Origin of the sequence: Kitasatospora sp. NPDC089797 (assembly GCF_040684795.1) — a bacterium.
Lineage (GTDB): Bacteria > Actinomycetota > Actinomycetes > Streptomycetales > Streptomycetaceae > Kitasatospora.
Genome location: NZ_JBFBGS010000010.1, coordinates 185,408 through 199,349, shown reverse-complemented (window position 1 = coordinate 199,349; position 13,942 = coordinate 185,408). Strand labels below are relative to the sequence as shown.

Below are 13,942 nucleotides of genomic sequence, written 5' to 3'. Positions count from 1 at the left end.
CCCTGCCTGGGGCAGGGCGCGGGCCGGAAGGAAGCGGGAGCCGCTGTTCCGGGAGGCACAGGGCGAGTGTGGAGGTGGGTGGGCGGGCAGGCGGCGGGTGAGGCGGGAGGAGGAGGGCGGGTGGGGGGTGGGGGGAGGGGGCGGGCCCCCGAAGCGTCAACAGTGGAGCTCCGGAGCACCACTCACGAGCGATGCACACCCCACCCACCCCCCGCCCACACAGACCAAGCCCCCCATCTCCCCGCAAAGCGAAGCCACCGCCTCCGCCCCCGCGAATTACCGCCGGAACCGGCCCGGGAAGCGGGCACAATGGCCTAGTGATGGAGGGCCGTCCGGTGTCGGGGGGCCAGGGGATTGGAGGCCCGGGTGAGCGATCTTCCGCGCAAGGCAGTGACCCGCACGGCACGGCTCGCCGCCCTGCCCCTGGGGATAGCCGGCCGCGCCACGCTCGGACTGGGCAAGCGCATCGGCGGCCGCTCCGCCGAGGTGGTGACGGCCGAGTTGCAGCAGGCCACCGCCGACCAGTTGTTCAAGGTCCTGGGTGAGCTGAAGGGCGGGGCGATGAAGTTCGGGCAGGTGCTGTCCGTCTTCGAGGCCGCGCTGCCCGAGGAGGTCGCCGGGCCGTACCGGGCCGCGCTGACCAAGCTGCAGGACGCCGCTCCCCCGATGCCCGCCGCCAAGGTGCACACGGCGCTCGCCCAGCGCCTCGGGGAGGACTGGCGTGGGCTGTTCCTGGAGTTCGACGACCGTCCGGCGGCGGCCGCCTCGATCGGCCAGGTGCACCGTGCGGTCTGGCACGACGGCAGGCGGGTCGCGGTCAAGGTGCAGTACCCGGGCGCGGGCGACGCCCTGCTCTCCGACCTCTCCCAGCTGAGCCGGGTCGCCTGGCTGCTCGGCCCGCTGATCCCCGGGCTGGACATCAAGCCGCTGATCACCGAGCTGCGCGAACGGGTCTCGGAGGAGCTGGACTACGCGCTGGAGGCGCAGGCCCAGCGCCGGCACGCCGAGGAGTTCGCGGGCGATCCGGACATCGTGGTGCCGGGCGTGGTGGCGCAGGCCGACCAGGTGCTGGTCACCGAGTGGATGGACGGCACCCCGCTGGCCGAGGTGATCGCGAACGGCACCCAGGAGGAGCGCGACCGAGCCGGGCGGCTGCTGGCCCGGTTCCTGTTCGCCGGCCCGGCCCGGACCGGTCTGCTGCACGCGGACCCGCACCCGGGCAACTTCCGGCTGCTGAAGGACGACGGCCCGGCCGAGGGCTGGCGGCTGGGCGTGCTGGACTTCGGCACGGTGGACCGCCTGCCGGGCGGGCTGCCCGCGCCGATCGGGGCCTCACTGCGGATGGCCCTGGACGGGGACGCGGCGGGCGTCCTGAAGATGCTGCGCGAGGAGGGCTTCGTGAAGCCCTCGATCCAGCTCGATCCGGACGCGGTGCTGGACTATCTGCTGCCGATCATCGAGCCGGCCGCGGTGGACAGCTTCCACTTCACCCGTACCTGGATGCGCGCCCAGGCCACCCGGATCGCCGATCCGCGGTCGCCCGCGTACAACCTGGGCAAGCAGCTGAACCTGCCGCCCGCGTACCTGTTGATCCACCGGGTGACGCTGAGCACCATCGGGGTGTTGTGCCAGCTGGGTGCCAAGGCACCGTTCCGGGCCGAGATGCTGGAGTGGCTGCCCGAGTTCTCCGGCGAGCCGCCCGTGCGGCGGGCCGAGCGGGACGAGCGGAACAAGCCGGCTGAGCCCGCCACGACACGCCCGCAGGCGAAGCGGGCCAAGCCCACCCGCCCCTGAGCCCACCGCCTCCCTCCCGGGCCCGTCACCACCCACCGGGCACCACTCACCGCACACCCGTCGGCCAATCGACTCCGGCCGGACGACGACCGACGACAACGACCGCAGGCCGCTCCCAGCGAACGGGGGCGGCCTGCGGCACGACGGGGGTCAGTCGGATCAGCGCTGAGGCTCTCGTGACGGGAGCGACTACATCAGCGCGACGGCGAGCGCCTTGCGGGCCCGCAGCGAGGCCCGCTCGGCCCGCTGCCGGAGCCGGCGCGCCCGCGCGACCCGGCTGACGAGGCGTTGCTCCTCGGCCTCGTGGAGCCTGTCTTGCATATGGGCACGGGCCAGGGATTCATGCAGAAGTTGCATTTCGAGGGTCCTGTTCTGGATCTGAAGTTCGGTGGTCTGCTCAGCGCGGACGGTGGGATCGATGGCGGCGGGGGTCATGTGGTGGTCCTGCTCGTGGTGCGTGCTCGGGAATGGGATGGTGCGGGCTGCTGCGTCGGCCTTGGCGGCGGCGAGCCGTACGGATCGGCGCAGGGCGCTGTCCAGCGGGGGCTGCTCTCCCCGGCGGACGACCCTGGGCTCGTTGGCGGGGTTCACGCCATGACCTCGGTCTTGCGCGGGCGGCCACGCGGCCGCTTGCGGGCCACGACGACACCCTGGACGAACAGCTCGCCGCCCCAGACGCCCCACGGCTCGCGTCGCTCGAGGGCGCCGGTGAGGCAGACGTCCTTCACCGGGCAGGTCCCGCAGAGGGACTTCGCGTACTCGACGTCGGCGGGCGTCTCGGCGAAGAAGACCTCGGGGTCGAAGGCGCGGCAGGGGATGGGAAGGCCAAGCGCCTCGGCCTGCTCGATCGAGTTGAGCTGCATGAACGGAACCTCCGGAGGGTCGGCCTGGTCGGCCTTGGTGATCTGGCTTGTCGGCGGTACGGACGGGATGGGCGGCGTGATGACCGTGGACACTGTGGGCGTCTTCCTCGTCTTCTCAGTGGTTCCGGCCCAGGGGACTGGTGGTGCTGGGCCGGAGGCCCCGGAGGGCCTGGGTGGTCTTGCGTACCGGACAAAACAGAAGGGCCGCGGATCCCGGTGTGACGGGTTCCGCGGCCCTGGAGGTGCCGACCTGAGGCGTGCTCAGGTTCGTTCTCTCCAGGGTTCAGGCCCGCGGAAGGCCCGCATCCGGATGGCCTTGGCGCCGATAAAGGCGGCCACGGCCTGGTTGATCTGCTGCTTGTTCTGCTTCTGGGCGTTTCCGGCACCGATGACCTGCGCATAGTCGCCATGCATGGCGGCCATTACGACTGACTTCGGTGCCTGGAGCGGTCGCTCGTCGCACTCGGGACGCGACGTGCCGACCTGCGCCCAGCCACGGGACAGACCGGTCTCGACAACGGTGCCTTCGACACTCCTGCCGCCCGTGAGGCACAGATCAGTGTGTCCAAGACCACTGACAACGGAGGCGACGGAGACACCGGTGGCGTCGAGACCCAGACCGGTTCCACCGAGCTCGGCGAGCGCCCGCAGACGGGCGGCACGCAGGGAGGCAGCGACAACGGTCTGGCCAGTCATTTTGGTGATCATGATGTTTCCCACTGTCTTCGCCTCCTCTCGGCGTCTCGCGGAGCCTGGTTCCCCTGGCTCCGAATGTTCGGATGTCTGTCTCGGTGTAGCTGTGTGGCGAGGGGGATCAGCACAGGTTTCACCCCGTGCGACCGCGTCCCCTTGACCGCTCCGGCAGGCTATTGCGCTCCCGGTATGCCGCGCAAACTATTTTTCACGCGAGTTCACGCGACGCCATCGACGGCGTGATCCGCGCGACGCCGCGCAGCGGTTGCGAAGTCCCCCGAGCAGTCCCCTGGACCGCGCCCGTGCCGGCTCACGCCGGATCGACCGGACCGTCGTCCTCGACGCCGTCCGGATCCTCCTCGGGCTCCTCCCCCGCACACAACGAGAGCACGGCTGCCCCGTACTTGTCCAGCTTCATGGCGCCGACCCCGGAGATCAGGGCCAGTTCCTGGCGGGAGGAGGGCACGTCCTCGGCGATCGCCATCAGGGTCGCGTCGGTGAACACCACGTAGGCCGGGGCGCCCTGCTCCTTGGCCCGCCCGGCCCGCCACTCGCGCAGGCGTTCGTACAGCCCCTCGTCCATCGTGGACGGGCAGCCCTCGCAGCGGCGCAGCTTGCGTTCGACGGCGTCGGTGAGCGGCTTGTCGCAGACCCGGCACTTGACCGGGCCGCGGACCCGTCGGGCGGCGGAGCGCTCGCCGGGCTCGACGCTCCCCCGGCCGTTCCGCGCGCCGGTGCGTGCGCCGGGGGCGGCGGAGCCGGGGCGCAGCCCGTCCATGAAGCGGCTGGGCTTGCGGGAGGCGCGGCCGCCCGGGGAGCGGGAGAGGGCCCAGGAGAGGCTGAGGTGTTTGCGGGCGCGGGTGACGCCGACGTAGAGGAGGCGGCGTTCCTCCTCGACCTGTTCGTCGGTCTTGGCGTAGATGATCGGCAGGGTGCCCTCGGTGAGGCCGACGAGGAAGACGGCGTCCCATTCGAGGCCCTTGGCGGCGTGCAGGGAGGCGAGGGTGACGCCTTCGACCGCGGGGGCGTGCTGGGCGTTGGCGCGGGCGTCGAGTTCGGCGACGTAGGCGGCGAGGTCCGTTCCGAGGCCTTCGGCGGTGCGGGTGCGCTCGAACTCCTCGGCGAGCCGGACGAGGGCGGCGAGGGACTCCCAGCGGTCCCGGACGGCGCCGGAGCCGGCGGGGGGTTCGGGGGTGAAGCCGCGGCTGGCGAGGACGGCGCGGACCTGGCCGGCCAGGTCGGGGGCGCCGGCGGTGAGCGGGTCGTCGGCGGCACGGGCGGCGCCGCGCAGCAGGACGCCGGCGTCGCGGACCTCGGGGCGTTCGAAGAACCGTTCGGCGCCCTTGAGCTGGTAGGGGACGCCGACGTCGGCGAGGGCCTGTTCGTAGACCTCGGACTGGCCGTTGGTGCGGAACAGGACGGCGATCTCGCTGGCGCGCACGCCGGCGGCGAGGAGGTCCTTGATCCGGCGGGCGGTGGTCTCGGCCTCGGTGGGTTCGTCCTCGTACTCGGTGTAGACCGGTTCGGGGCCGGCCTCCCGCTGGGAGACGAGTTCGAGGCGGTGGCGGGCGGCCTCGCCGCGGGCCTGGGCGAGGAGTCCGTTGGCGAGGTGGACCACCTGGGGGGTGGAGCGGTAGTCGCGGACGAGCTTGACGACGGTGGCCTGGGGGTGGCGGCTGCGGAAGTTGAGCAGGTAGTCGGGGGTGGCGCCGGTGAAGGAGTAGATGGTCTGGCTGGCGTCGCCGACGACGCAGAGGCTGGCGCCGCCGCCGGGGCCGGTCCACTGGTCGAGCAGGCGCTGCTGGAGCGGAGAGACGTCCTGGTACTCGTCGACGGTGAAGTGCCGGTACTGGTTGCGGACCTGCTCGGCGATGTCCGGGCGGTCCTCCAGGATGGCGGCGGTGAGGAGCAGGACGTCCTCGAAGTCGATGTTGCCGCGGCGGGTCTTGGTCTCTTCGTAGACGCGGTAGACCTGGGCGGTCTCGGCCGGGTCCCGGGGGGCTTCGCGGCCGGACTTGGCGACGGCGGCGGGGTAGTCCTCGGGGGCGGTCTGGGTGACCTTGGCCCATTCGATCTCGGCGGTGAGGTCGCGCAGTTCGGTGCGCTGGACGCGCAGCCCGCAGCGGCCGGCGGCCTCGGCGACGAGCTGGACCTTGCGTTCGAGCAGCTGGGGCACGGGGCCGCCGACGGCGCGCGGCCAGAAGTACTGGAGCTGGCGCAGGGCGGCGGCGTGGAAGGTGCGGGCCTGGACGCCGTCGGCGCCGAGCTGGCGCAGTCGGCCGCGCATCTCGCCGGCGGCGCGGGCGGTGAAGGTGACGGCGAGGACCTGGGCCGGCTGGTAGACGCCGCTACGCACGCCGTAGGCGATGCGGTGGGTGATGGCGCGGGTCTTGCCGGTGCCGGCGCCGGCGAGGACGCAGACCGGGCCGTGCAGGGCGGTGGCGACGGCGCGCTGTTCGGGGTCGAGCCCGGCCAGCACGGCGTCGGGGCCGGTGGCGGTGCCGGGGTCGGCCCAGGCGGAGCCGTGGGGGCCGTCGTACGGGCTGCCGCTCAAGAGGTCTTCCTGCATGCGTTCCATCCTCTCAGCCCGGGAGGACAACCGGGGCGGGGTTGTCCACAGGCCCGGTGCGATCGCAGGATGATCACTCGGCACACCGGCCAGCCGCCGCCGGTCGGGCCCGAGCAGTCGGAGTTTCCGGAGCGCCCGGAGCACCGGAATGCCTGCCACGCGGTGGACGTTGCGCCTGTGAGAACGTACGAACCCCCTCTTCCGAAGGAGCCCCCTCGATGTCCGGCACCGTGACGATGTACAGCACGACCTGGTGTGGTTACTGCAACCGGCTCAAGAGCCAGTTGGACCGCGAGGGCATCGGCTACACCGAGATCAACATCGAGGAGGACCCGGCGTCGGCGGAGTTCGTCGAGTCGGTGAACAACGGCAACCAGACGGTGCCGACGGTGCTGGTCCGGCCGGTCGGCGGCGGCGAGCAGGTCGTGATGACCAACCCGAGCCTGATCCAGGTCAAGAAGGCCCTGGCGGCCTGACCCGGCGGTGGCGGGTCGGCGCGCCTCACGGCGCGTCGGCCCGGGCGGGGTCGACGGGGGCGGCGGGGGCGGGCAGGGTGGTGCGCGCGCCGAGGTCGCCGATGCCGTAGACGAGCCGGCTGCGGTCGGCGGAGTAGCGGGTCTCGATGACCCGGACGGGGCCGCGCCGGTCGTAGGTGACGCGGGTCTGGACCATCAGCGGCACGCCCGGGCCGCCCTGGAACCACTGGGCCTCCTCGGGGCCGGGCATCCGGGCGACGAGGTGGTCGACGGCGCCGACCTCGGTGCGGCCGAGGGTGGCGAGCACGGCCTCGTCGCCGCCGTCGACGGGGTCGGGTTCCATCAGCGGGGTGCCGGCGGCGAGTCCGGCCCGGTAGTGGCTCTCCTCGATGGAGTACGGCTCGCGGTCGAGCAGGCGCAGCTGGCGGCGGACGACGATGGCCTCGCCGGGGCGCAGTCCGAGGCGTTCGGCGATGTCGACCCGGGCCCGGACGATCATCATCTCGAAGTCGGTGCTGAGTTCGCGCCCGGCGTCGGCGGCTTCGCCGAGGTAGACGGTGGAGGGCGCGGCGAGGCAGTCGCGCGGCGCGGGGGGCAGGGTGGGCCCGTAGGCGCGGTGGTCGAGCACGGGGTGTTCGCGCAGGTAGGTGCCCTTGCCCTGGAGGCGGACCAGGCGGCCCTCGTTGACCAGGACGTCGACGGCGAGCCGGACGGTGTTGCGGGCGACGCCGTACTGGCGCTCCAGTTCGCTCTCGACCGGCAGGGCGGCGTCGGCGGTGAACTCGCCCTCGGCGATCCGGCGGCGCAGGTCGGCGGCGAGGCGCTGGTATTTGGGGGATTGGGCGGTGCCCCGGGGGATTGTCACCCGAGTGAATGTAGCGAGCACGGTGACACGGTTTCAGCCGTTTCCGGCAATGTCGTCCGGGCGGGTCGACGGTGGGGGCGTCGGGGTGCGCTGCGGTAGCAGAACTGGCCCGTCCGGTCACGAACAGCCGGTCGTGAGGGATTCGGGAAGGGCGTGGAAAGGAATTCGGGGGCGCGCGGTATAAACCACGCGCCCCTCTACCGCCGGGATCGCACCCGGAATTCGTACAGGATTACCAGCGCGCCGCCGACGGCAGCGGTTCGCCGTACCAGAGTTCGACCAGGTGGCGGGCGATCGAGATGCCGGAGGGCGGCAGGATCTCGCCCGCCTCCATCCCGGCCCGCAGCTCCTCGCGGGAGAACCAGCGCGCCTCGGCCAGCTCCTCGCCGTCCACGGTGATCTCGGTGCCGCCGGGCACCGCCTTGCCGGTGAAGCCGAGCATCAGGCTGGACGGGAACGGCCAGGGCTGGCTGGCGACGTAGCGGACCTCGCCGACCCGCACCCCCGCCTCCTCCTGCACCTCGCGGGCGACCGCCTGTTCGATCGACTCCCCCGGCTCGACGAAGCCGGCCAGCGTGGACCAGCGGCCCTCCGGCCAGAGCGCCTGGCGGCCGAGCAGGCAGCGGTCCTGCTCGTCGGTGATCACCATGATCACCGCCGGGTCGGTGCGCGGGTAGTGCTCGGCCGCACAGGAGGTGCAGCGCCGCACGTGCCCGGCGCCGGCCTTCTCGGTCGGGTGGCCGCAGCGCGAGCAGAAGCTGTGCAGCCGGTGCCAGTGCTCCAGGGCGACGGCGTGCACCAGCAGCCCGGCGTCGCGGTCCGACAGCAGCGCGCCGACCTCCCGCAGCCCGGCCGGACGGGCGTCGCCGTCCAGTCGGCCGGGCAGGCTCTCGCCGGCCAGCGCGAAGTAGGAGACGCCGTCCTGGTCGGTGCCGAGGAAGTAGCGGTCCCCGGTCTGCGGCGCCTCGAAGGAGGGCAGCAGGACGAGTTCGGTGCCCTCGGCGGTGTCGACGACGAAGGCCTCGCCGCCGGCGATCGGCAGCACCCGGGTGGTGGGGTGGCTCCAGGCGGCCGCCAGCCAGGGCTCGTCGAACCGGTGCTCGGCCGCCCGGTCCACCCCGGCCCTGGCGAGGGCCAGGGCCTGCGGGCGCTCGGTCTCAGGCACGGTGCTCACTTCGTTCCATCCCCATGTGGTGAATCATCCGGATGAGTGATCTGACTGCCGTGGTGCGAAAACGCGCTCCGGCACGGGCTCACGCGCCGGGCCGGAAGTTCTCGGCCAGGTCGCCCCACAGGTAGGCGGCGGTCTCGACGCCCTTGGCCAGCAGGTCCAGCTCGACCTTCTCGTTGACCGAGTGCCAGCCGTCCGAGGGCACCGAGATGCCCAGGAACAGCACCGGCGCGCCGAGCACGTCCTGGAGGTCGGCCGCGGGGCCGGAGCCGCCCTCGCGGGTGAACAGGATCTCCTGCTCGAAGGCCCGGCCCATCGCGCGCACGGTGGCCTGCAGCGCCGGGTGGTCCAGCGGGGTCAGGCAGGGCCGGGTCGCGCCGGGGAAGACCAGCTCGTACCGGATGCCCTCGGGGACCTGCTCGGCGATCCAGGCCCGGACCGCCTCGCGGACCTTCTCCACCTCCTGCCCGGCGACCAGCCGGAAGGACAGCTTGAGGTGCGCCGAGGACGGCACGATGGTCTTGCCGCCGGGGCCGGTGTAGCCGCCCCAGATGCCGTTGACCTCGGCGGTCGGGCGGGCCCAGACCCGCTCCAGGGTGGAGTACCCGGCCTCGCCGCGGGTGCCGGACGACTTGGCGACGCGCAGCCACTGCGCCTCGTCGAAGGGCAGCGCGGCGAAGAGCGCGCGCTCGCGCTCGGTGAGCTCCACGACCCCGTCGTAGAAGCCCGGGACGGCGACCCGGCGGTCGGCGTCGTGCAGGGCGGCGGCCAGCTCGGCCGCGACCTGGGCCGGGTTGGGGACGGCGCCGCCGAAGGAGCCGGAGTGGATGTCGGTGTCCGGCCCGTAGAGGTCGAGCTGGGCGTCGGCGAGGCCGCGCATGCCGGTGCACACGGTCGGCGTGGTCTCGGACCACATGCCGGTGTCGGAGATGACGACCACGTCGGCGGCCAGCCGGACGGCCTCGCGCCGGACCAGGTCGGCGAAGTGCGGCGAGCCGGACTCCTCCTCGCCCTCGACCAGCAGCTTGAGGTTGACGGCCGGGGCGGTGCGGCCGGTGGCGGCCAGGTGGGCGCGCACACCGAGGGTGTGGAAGAACACCTGGCCCTTGTCGTCGGCCGCGCCGCGCGCGTACAGCCGGCCGTCGACCACGGTCGGGGTGAACGGCTCGGTGTCCCAGCCGTCCTCCTTCGCGGCGGGCTGCACGTCGTGGTGCCCGTAGACCAGGACGGTCGGCGCGGACGGGTCCCCGGACGGCCACTCGGCGAACACCGCCGGCAGCCCGTCGGTCTCCCACACCTCGGCCACCGGGAAGCCGGTGTCGCGCAGCTTGGCGGCCAGCCAGTCCGCGGAGCGGCGGACGTCGCCGGCCCGCGCCGGGTCGGCGGAGACCGAGGGGATGGCCAGCCACTCGCCGAGGTCGGCGAGGAAGGAGGCCTGGTGCCGGTCGATGAAGGAGCGGACGGCGCTGTCCGGGGTTTTCGTCATACCGACGACTGTAGTTCGCCCGCGCGGGTGCCCGCCCCGGCCCTCGGGGTGGCGGACGCGGTCGGGGCTGTAACCTCCGTCACCCCGCCGAACCCCGCCGGCCTCCGTCACCTCACCGGCCCCCGCCACCTCACCGGCCTCCGCCGCCCCCGCCGCCGGGGAGACGGCGGACGGGGGTGACCGGCGGACGGGGGTGACCGGCGGACCGGGGCGACCGACGGACGACGCGGACCGACGCCCGGGCCCCCGCCCCTGCCTCAGCCGCTGCGGCGCAGCAGCGAGATCCGCGAGCGGGTGAGGACCGCGGCCAGGCCCGCCGCGACCAGCGGCAGCACCACGACGGTGGCGGCGACGGTGGGCCAGGGGAAGACCACCGACGACTTGTCGGCGATCTCCTGGGCGCTCATCCCGGCGAAGGTGCTCGCCTGGCCCTGGACCTTGCGCAGGGCCACCGCCGGCAGGATGCCGCAGACGGTCCCGAGCAGGGTCCCCATGGCGGCGATCACCCCGCACTGGAAGCCGGACAGCGAGCGCCGGATGCGCGGTTCGGCGCCGACCGCGGCGAGGGTGGTCAGGTCGCGCTGGGAGTCGGCGGCGGCCAGTCCGGTGGCGATGCCGGCCGCGCCGAGGGCGACCAGGGCGGCGAAGCCGTTCAGGCCGAGGCCGATCAGGCCGGCCCGGGACTGGTAGCCGCGCTCGACCGAGAAACCGATCTGCTCGCTGACCTTGGACAGCGCGCCGGTGGCCTTCTGTTCGGCGCCGTCGGAGGGCGCGGCGGCGGGCAGCCAGACCGAGCCGGTCGGGGTGCTGCCGAAGCCGAGCCGGGTGGCGGTCTCCGGGCTGAGCACGGCCTGGCCGTGGGCCGGGACGGAGGCGGTCGCGAGGACGGCGTCGACGAGGTGCTCGGTGCGCACCGTCTTGCCCCTGGTGCTGCTGGGCGCGCTGTAGTCGATCGGCTCGGTGGTCTCGATGACGAGCTTGCCGTCCTTGACGTACCGCGGGTCGAAGACGACGGCCTTGCCGGCCGCGAGGGCCTTGCCGGCGGCCGGGTCGGTGACGCCGAAGAGGTTGTGCAGCAGGGTGGCGTCGCCGGCCGTGAGGCTGCCGTAGTGGTTGCCGGCGCGTTCGTTGACCTGGCAGCGCGCGTCGGTCCTCATGATCCGGCTGATCTCGTCCTGCGAGCGCGATTCGTCGTAGTCGAGGACGGGGCAGCGCAGTTCCTTGGGAGGCTCGAGCCGGATGTAGCCGCAGAGCCGGCCGCCCGTGCAGTCGCCCTTGTAGGTGACCCGGGCGACGTCGGCGCGCGGGCCGAGGTCGGGCACGGTGTGTTCGACGGTGTCGCGCAGCTGGGGCAGCAGTTTGACGTCGTTGTCGCTCACCCAGCCGCCGAGCAGCACGGCGCCGGCGGGGCCGGCCGCGACGTACTCGCGGCTCTGCTGGTCGTCGTAGCTGGCGAGGTAGATGCTGACCGCGACGGAGCCGGCGACGGCGGCCATGACGGCGGCGACGGCGGGTGCGGTGCGGCCGCGGTGGCGGACGGAGTCGCGCAGGGCGAGCCGGGGGCCGAGCGAGAGCCAGCGGCCGAGCTTGCCGAACAGGCCGACCAGGTACGGGGTGAGGGCGACCATGCCGAGTTCGGCGAGGGCGGAGCCGCCGAGGACGGCGAGGCTGCGGCTGGCGAAGCCGCTGGTCGCGCCGACCAGGGCGAGGGCCGTTCCGGCGGCGAGCATCAGCAGGCCGAGCAGGGCGAGCTTGCGGCTCGGGGGCTTGAGCGTGTCGCGGCCGGTGAGCGCGGAGACGACGTCCTGGCGGGAGGCCTGGACGGCGGGGACGACGGCGGCGAGCAGCCCGGTGACCAGGCCGACCAGGAGCACGCCGAGCAGGTCGAGCGGCTGGAGGTTGAAGTGGCCGAAGCGCACGCCGGCGTACTCCTCGGCCTGGGTGCGCAGCAGGGCGACCAGGCCGACGCCGAGGGCGAGGCCGATGGCGGCGCCGGTGAGGCCGAGGACGATTCCGCCGCCGAGGACGACGGCGCGGACGTTCGCGCGGTCACCACCGGCCGCGGCGAGCAGGCCGAGCTGCCGCCGGGAGCGCCGGGCCCCGACGGCGAAGGCGGGGCCCGCGAGCAGCACGATCTCCAGCAGGGCCATGCCGGCGACGGTGGCCAGGATGACGACGGAGGTGCGGTCGAGGAAGGCGGTGCCGGAGCCGCCGCGGCGCTTGTCCAGGTCGACGTAGAAGGGGACGTCGGCGCGGGCGGGCGGGTCGAGCAGGACGGCGCGGGAGGCGACGCTGTAGCCGTAGCTGTTGAACTCGGTGACCTTGGCCCAGTCGATGGTGGCGCCGGCCGGGAGCTTGACCAGCCAGCGGGTGGCGTCGTCGGGGCCCTGGGAGGGCTTGGCGGCGGTGTCGGCGCCGGGGCTGCGGCCCTGGTCCGGGGCGGCCGGCCGGCCGGCCAGCGGTGCGACCAGGGCACCGGGCCGGGCGATGAGTTGGGTGGCCTTGAGCTCGCCGGGGAACTCGACGGCGGCGGTGATGGTGAAGGGGGTGGACTCCAGTCCGCGCACGCTGGTGCGGTCGCCGAGCTTGAGGCCGGAGCGGTTGAGGAACTCGCGGGTGGCGGCGATCTCGTGGTCGTCGGCGGGCGCGCGGCCCTGGACCAGCTGGATCCGGCCGTTCCAGATCGGGTCGTTCAGGTCGGCTTCGCTGGTCTGGGTGGCGAGCAGGCCCTCGGCGCTGCTGGCCGCGGTGCTGGGGCCGGTGTACTCGGGCACCAGGGTGCTGCCGGCCGGGAGCACCTCTTGGAGCAGCTTGAGCGGTTCGGTGTCGAGGGAGCGCTGCTGGGCGGGGTTGTAGACGGGGGCCGCGCCGTCCTTGGTCGCGTACTTGGGGTTCTCGGACATCGAGCCGTCGTCGGGGTTGGGCGCCTGCTTGACGGTGGCGCCGCGGTCGCTCAGGTTGATCTCGGCGTCGGCCCGGCCCATGATCCGGACGACCTGTTCGGCGGGTTCGAGGGTGGAGCTGCGGTAGAACACGTCGGCGCCGGTGACGCCGAGGACGGGCAGGGCGACCATCGCGACGACCAGGGCGCTGCGGCCCTTGGCGCGCAGGGCGTCACGGCGGGCGATGCGCAGGGCGACCCGCCAGGCGCTGAGCTTCACTCGTCCACCTTCGCGCTGTTGGTGGCGGCGGTGACGAGCAGGCTGGCGGCGTCCTGGCTGACGGACTCGTCGACCATCCGGCCGTCGCGCAGGAAGACCACGCGGTCGGCCCAGGCGGCGTGCCGGGCTTCGTGGGTGACCATCATGGCGGCGGCGCCGGCGTCGCAGCGGGCGCGCAGGACGGCGAGGACGGCCTCGCCGGTGGTGGAGTCGAGGGCGCCGGTGGGTTCGTCGGCGAGGACGAGACGGCGTTCGCCGATCAGGGCGCGGGCGATGGCGACGCGCTGCTGCTGGCCGCCGGACATGTCGTCGGGGAAGCGGTCGGCGAGTTCGGGGATGCCGAGCTCCTCCAGGGCGGCGAGGGCCTCGCGGCGGGCCGCGCGGGCGGACAGGCCGTCGAGTTCGCGGGGCAGCGAGATGTTCTCGGCCGCGGTGAGGGCCGGTATCAGGTTGTAGTCCTGGAAGACGTAGCCGACGGAGCGGCGGCGCACCTGGGCGAGCTTCTTGCGGGTGAGTCCGCCGAGGGCGACGCCCTCGACCAGGACCTGTCCGGTGCTGGGGCTGTCGAGGCCGCCGGCGAGGGTGAGCAGGGTCGACTTGCCGGAGCCGGAGGGGCCCATGACGGCGACGAACTCGCCGGGGTGGACCTTGAGGTCGACGCCGCGCAGGGCCTGGACCTCGGCGGCGCCCTGGCCGTGGACGCGGGTGACGTTCTCCAGGTGCAACACCGGTGTCTGCCGGGGCTGTTGGGTGTGGGACACGGTTCCCCCCTCAGTGCTGGGTACGGGTGCGGCGCCGCGGCGCCCGCCGGTGGTCCGGCAGGTCGGGCGCGACTGCGGCGACGGGTGGTGGTTTCGGGTGGCC

At 73.5% G+C, this 13,942-nt stretch carries 11 protein-coding genes; 2 read left to right on the top strand and 9 right to left on the bottom strand.

Annotated elements, in window-relative coordinates:
- Positions 1-366: 366 nt before the first annotated feature.
- Complete coding sequence (locus AB0O91_RS10805) at positions 367-1,794, top strand: AarF/ABC1/UbiB kinase family protein (RefSeq protein ID WP_363430117.1); 1,428 nt, start codon at positions 367-369, stop codon at positions 1,792-1,794.
- A 189-nt stretch (positions 1,795-1,983) separates the two neighbouring features.
- On the opposite strand, the gene AB0O91_RS10800 is transcribed toward AB0O91_RS10805, so the two are convergent.
- The 4 genes from AB0O91_RS10800 to AB0O91_RS10785 form a co-directional block, all read right to left on the bottom strand.
- On the bottom strand, positions 1,984-2,385 hold the full coding sequence (locus tag AB0O91_RS10800) for a hypothetical protein (protein WP_363430115.1): 402 nt from the start codon (positions 2,383-2,385) through the stop codon (positions 1,984-1,986).
- Positions 2,382-2,699, bottom strand: a complete 318-nt coding sequence (locus tag AB0O91_RS10795; RefSeq protein ID WP_363430149.1) for a WhiB family transcriptional regulator — start codon at positions 2,697-2,699, stop codon at positions 2,382-2,384. Before AB0O91_RS10795 ends, AB0O91_RS10800 begins: the two co-directional genes overlap by 4 nt.
- Positions 2,700-2,918: 219 nt before the next feature.
- Positions 2,919-3,365 carry a hypothetical protein gene (locus tag AB0O91_RS10790; protein ID WP_363430113.1) on the bottom strand — a complete coding sequence of 149 codons (447 nt, stop codon included), beginning with the start codon at positions 3,363-3,365 and terminating at the stop codon, positions 2,919-2,921.
- Positions 3,366-3,660: 295 nt separating this feature from the next.
- Positions 3,661-5,829, bottom strand: a complete 2,169-nt coding sequence (locus tag AB0O91_RS10785; protein WP_363430147.1) for an ATP-dependent DNA helicase UvrD2 — start codon at positions 5,827-5,829, stop codon at positions 3,661-3,663.
- A 308-nt stretch (positions 5,830-6,137) separates the two neighbouring features.
- On the opposite strand from AB0O91_RS10785, the gene AB0O91_RS10780 reads away from it, so the two are divergent.
- Positions 6,138-6,395, top strand: coding sequence for a mycoredoxin (locus AB0O91_RS10780; protein ID WP_363430111.1), 258 nt, complete (start codon positions 6,138-6,140; stop codon positions 6,393-6,395).
- Between the two features lie 25 nt (positions 6,396-6,420).
- On the opposite strand, the gene AB0O91_RS10775 is transcribed toward AB0O91_RS10780, so the two are convergent.
- From AB0O91_RS10775 to AB0O91_RS10755, 5 genes are all read right to left on the bottom strand, one after another.
- A complete protein-coding gene (locus tag AB0O91_RS10775; protein WP_363430109.1) occupies positions 6,421-7,260 on the bottom strand; it encodes a GntR family transcriptional regulator in 840 nt (279 codons plus the stop codon).
- Between the two features lie 232 nt (positions 7,261-7,492).
- Entirely contained in the window at positions 7,493-8,434 is a 942-nt protein-coding gene (gene nudC / locus AB0O91_RS10770) for an NAD(+) diphosphatase (RefSeq protein WP_363430107.1), read from the bottom strand.
- Between the two features lie 79 nt (positions 8,435-8,513).
- Positions 8,514-9,917 carry a dipeptidase gene (locus AB0O91_RS10765; protein ID WP_363430105.1) on the bottom strand — a complete coding sequence of 468 codons (1,404 nt, stop codon included), beginning with the start codon at positions 9,915-9,917 and terminating at the stop codon, positions 8,514-8,516.
- Positions 9,918-10,174: 257 nt separating this feature from the next.
- Positions 10,175-13,078 carry an ABC transporter permease gene (locus AB0O91_RS10760; RefSeq protein ID WP_363430103.1) on the bottom strand — a complete coding sequence of 968 codons (2,904 nt, stop codon included), beginning with the start codon at positions 13,076-13,078 and terminating at the stop codon, positions 10,175-10,177.
- Positions 13,075-13,839, bottom strand: a complete 765-nt coding sequence (locus tag AB0O91_RS10755; protein WP_363430101.1) for an ABC transporter ATP-binding protein — start codon at positions 13,837-13,839, stop codon at positions 13,075-13,077. Before AB0O91_RS10755 ends, AB0O91_RS10760 begins: the two co-directional genes overlap by 4 nt.
- Between the last annotated feature and the right edge of the window lie 103 nt (positions 13,840-13,942).

Bases quoted from the DNA above. Each gene is read 5' to 3' on its own strand.
- AB0O91_RS10790 (WP_363430113.1), bottom strand. From the start codon at position 3,365: ATGATCACCAAAATGACTGGCCAGACCGTTGTCGCTGCCTCCCTGCGT.
- AB0O91_RS10765 (WP_363430105.1), bottom strand. From the start codon at position 9,917: ATGACGAAAACCCCGGACAGCGCCGTCCGCTCCTTCATCGACCGGCAC.
- AB0O91_RS10780 (WP_363430111.1), top strand. From the start codon at position 6,138: ATGTCCGGCACCGTGACGATGTACAGCACGACCTGGTGTGGTTACTGC.